We start from the raw sequence: 3,581 nt of genomic DNA, 5'->3' as shown, positions 1-3,581 counted from the left end.
CCAGCCGCTCGCGCAGCCGGGCCTCGGGCGGCGCGCCGGCCAGCTCGTCCCACAGCGCCTCCACGCGCGCGGTGGCGCCGCCGTGCCGGCCGCCGGTCAGCGCGGCCAGCCCGCCCACCACCGACGCGCGCAGGCTGGCGCCGGTCGAGGCCACGCAGCGCGCGGTGAAGCTCGACGCATTCAGCTCGTGGTCCGCGCACAGCACCAGCGCCATGCGGATCAGGTCGGCGCCGGCCTCGTCCACGCCCCAGGCGCTCGCGCATTGCCGGTGCACCGGCGTGGCGGCCGGCGCGGTGCCCAGCAGGCACGTCGCCAGCAGCCGCACCAGCGCGCCGCAGCCCGCGGCCAGCCGCGCCGGCGACTTCTGCCATTGCGCGGTGTCGTCGTCATGGCTGGCGACGGTAAACAGCGGCAGCAGCGCTTCCTCGCTGCGGTGCCCGGCGAAGGCCGCCCGCAGCGCGGCGAGATGCGCGGGCGCGGCCGGCGCGGCGGCACCGAAGGCGGCCGGCTCCGGGCACTGCCACAGCAGCGCGCCCAGCGCCTCCAGCGTGACCGACTCCGACAGCGCCGCGGCATCGCAGCCGCGGTAATACAGGCAGCCGTCCTCGATCAGCGTGATGCCCGACTCCAACACCGGCAAACCCCAGCTCAGCGTGGCCTTGGCCACCTCGCGCGGCTTGCGCCCGCGCGTGCGCTGGCCGGCCAGTTGCTCCACGTCCGCCGCCAGGTAGCGGCTTTCGCGCGGGGTCTCGCCGTCGTGCGCGTGCAGCAGGCCGCGGCTGACGTAGGCGTAGAGCGTCTGGCGGGACACGCCGAGCCGGGCGGCGGCCTCGGCCGAGGAGAGGTAGCGGGACATGTGGCGCGTGAACGGGGGTGAATGGGGGGTGAACGGGCGGCGATGGGCAATGACTTGATTAAGTTAATCAATATTGACTATTAAAACAAGCGGCCTATCCTGCAAGGCACTGGCCGCCAGCCCGATCAACGATCCGCAACGATCCATCAGAGTGACTCCCGTCATGTCTTCACACGCACCTGCCGCGCCCGCCGCAGCAACTTCCGCCGCGCTTTCTTCCACCTCTTCCAACCTTGCCCCCGGCCCGGCCGCCGCCGCCATCCTGCGCGAGACCTGGGCCGGCGTGCACGGCGACCCCGCCTGGCTGGAGCGGCTGGACTGGAGCGGCGGCGGCAGCCTGCCCTCGGTCTTCCCGGTCACCGAACTGGCCGCCGCCACCGCCGGCGCCGCCAGCCTCGCGGTGGCCGAACTGATCCACGCGGCCAGCGGGCAGGCGCCGCGGGCCGGCGTCGACCAGCGCCTGGCTTCGCTGTGGTTCGGCACCTCGCTGCGCCCGCAAGGCTGGGAAGTGCCGCCGCAATGGGATACCGTGGCCGGCGACTACCGTGCCGCGGACGGCTGGATCCGCCTGCACACCAACGCGCCGCACCACCGCGCGGCGGCGCTGGGCGTGCTCGGCGTGCCCGCCGACAAGGCGGCGGTGGCGAAGGCCGTGGCCGGCTGGGAAGCGAGCGCGCTCGAAGCGGCGGTGGTCGGCAACGGCGGCTGCGCCGCGGCCATGCGTTCCGCCGCGGACTGGGCCACGCACCCGCAGGGGCTGGCGATTAGCCAAGAGCCGCTGCTGCACTGGACCGACTTCGACGCCGGCGCCGCGCGCCAACATGCGTTCACGCGCGAGCGCCCGCTGCAGGGCATCCGCGTGCTGGACCTGACCCGCATCCTGGCCGGCCCGGTCGCCACGCGTTTCCTGGCCGGCTTCGGCGCCGACGTGCTGCGCATCGACCCGCCCGGCTGGGAGGAACCCAACACCGTGCCCGAGGTGGTGCTCGGCAAGCGCTGCGCGCGCCTTGACCTCAAGCGCGGCGAAGACCTGCAAATCCTGGAAGGCCTGCTGCGCCAGGCCGACGTGATGGTGCACGGCTACCGCGCCGACGCGCTGGCCCGCCTGGGGCTCGACGCGCGGCGGCGGCGCGAGCTCAACCCTGGACTGGTCGACATCTCGCTGGACGCCTACGGCTGGAGCGGCCCGTGGCAGCACCGGCGCGGCTTCGACAGCCTGGTACAGATGAGCAGCGGCATCGCCGAGGCCGGCATGCGCCAGCGCGGCCTGGACCGCCCGGGCCCGCTGCCGGTGCAGGCCATCGACCATGCCACCGGCTACCTGCTGGCCACCGCGGCCGTGCGCGGGCTGTCGCGGCGGCTGGCCACGGGCGCCGGCTGCCAGGTGCGCGCCTCGCTGGCGCGCACTGCCCAACTGCTGCTGTCGAACGCCGGGCTGGCGCGCGACACCGCGCCGCTGGCCCCGGAAAGCGAGGCCGACATGGCCGGGCAGGTGGAAGCCACCTCCTGGGGCCCGGCGCGGCGCGTCCGGCCGCCGGTGACGGTGGCGGGCGCCCCGGTGCACTGGGCGCGCCCGGCCGGCGCGCTCGGCAGCGCGGCCGCCGCGTGGTGACGCGGCTCAGTCGATCTTCGCGCCCGAGGCCTTGACCGCCTGCCCCCAGCGCTTCTGCTCGGCGGTGATGGTCTGGCCGAAGGCTTCCGGCCCCTGCCAGGCCGGCTCCGCGCCCTGCTGCTCGAGCTTGGCGCGGGTGTCGGCATCGGCCAGCACGGTCTGCAGCGCGCCGGAAATCTTCGCCACCACCTCCTTCGGCGTGCCGGCCGGCGCCAGCATGCCGTAGAAGCCGACCACCTCGAAGTTCTTCAGGCCGGCCTCGTCCATCGTCGGCACGTCCGGCAGCGCGGGCGAGCGCTGCCGCGACGTCACCGCCAGCGCGCGCACCTTGCCGGCCTTGATGTACGGCGTGAACAGCGGGATCGAGTCGGCCATCATCTGCGCCTGGCCGCCCATCACGTCGGTCAGCGCCGGCGCGCTGCCCTTGTACGGGATATGGACGATGAAGGTGCCGGAGGCCTGCTTGAACATCTCCGGCATCAGGTGCGAGATGCCGCCGTTGCCGCCCGAGGCGAAGTTGAGCTTGCCCGGGTTGGCGCGCGCGTAGGCGATGAACTCCTTCAGGTTGCGCGCCGGCACGTTGTTGTTGACCACCATCACCAGCGGGATCAGCGCGGTGCGCGCCACCGGGGCGAAGTCGCGCGGCATGGCGTAGGGCAGCTTCGGGTAGAGCGAGCCGTTGATGGCCATCTGGCCGGTATTGGCCAGCAGCAGCGTGTAGCCGTCCGGCGCCGCCTTGGCCACGGCGTCCGAGCCGAGGTTGCCGGCCGCGCCGGCCTTGTAGTCCAGCACCACCGACTGGCCCAGGATGGGCTGGAGCTTCTCGGCCAGGATGCGGGCATGGGTGTCGACCGGCCCGCCGGGCGGGAAGCCCACCACCAGCCGGATCGGCTTGTCCGGCCACGCGGCCGCGGCCGGCGCCGCGGCCAGCGCGCCAGCCAGCAGGACAGGCAGTAGAACAGGCAGCGCCAGCCTATGGGACAGGAATCGTGGTTTTGCCGCGAATTTTGCCATTTTGTCGTTTCTCCTCGTTTATATTTCGGCCTCGGTCTGTCAGCCTGTGCCTGCGCCGTAACGGCGCGGAAAAGCGCGGCGGGCGCCGCCCCTCCCGGG

3 protein-coding genes are annotated in these 3,581 nt (G+C 73.5%); 1 reads left to right on the top strand and 2 read right to left on the bottom strand.

From position 1 onward, the window contains the following. Positions 1 to 856 (bottom strand): citrate synthase (locus K206_RS0126460; RefSeq protein ID WP_020205393.1); only part of this gene is annotated, 856 nt, incomplete at its 3' end. Between the two features lie 163 nt (positions 857 to 1,019). Here K206_RS0126460 and K206_RS0126455 point away from each other — a divergent pair. Next, on the top strand, positions 1,020 to 2,468 hold the full coding sequence (locus tag K206_RS0126455) for a CoA transferase (protein ID WP_052165993.1): 1,449 nt from the start codon (positions 1,020 to 1,022) through the stop codon (positions 2,466 to 2,468). A gap of 6 nt (positions 2,469 to 2,474) precedes the next feature. On the opposite strand, the gene K206_RS0126450 is transcribed toward K206_RS0126455, so the two are convergent. Then, positions 2,475 to 3,482: a tripartite tricarboxylate transporter substrate binding protein gene (locus K206_RS0126450; RefSeq protein ID WP_020423920.1), complete on the bottom strand. Its 1,008-nt coding sequence runs from the start codon at positions 3,480 to 3,482 to the stop codon at positions 2,475 to 2,477. Positions 3,483 to 3,581: the final 99 nt, after the last annotated feature.

The sequence above is a fragment of the Cupriavidus sp. WS genome, from assembly GCF_000395345.1.
GTDB lineage: Bacteria > Pseudomonadota > Gammaproteobacteria > Burkholderiales > Burkholderiaceae > Cupriavidus > Cupriavidus basilensis_B.
The sequence above is the reverse complement of the archived record's forward strand: the minus strand, read 5'-3'. Positions and strand labels throughout refer to the sequence as shown.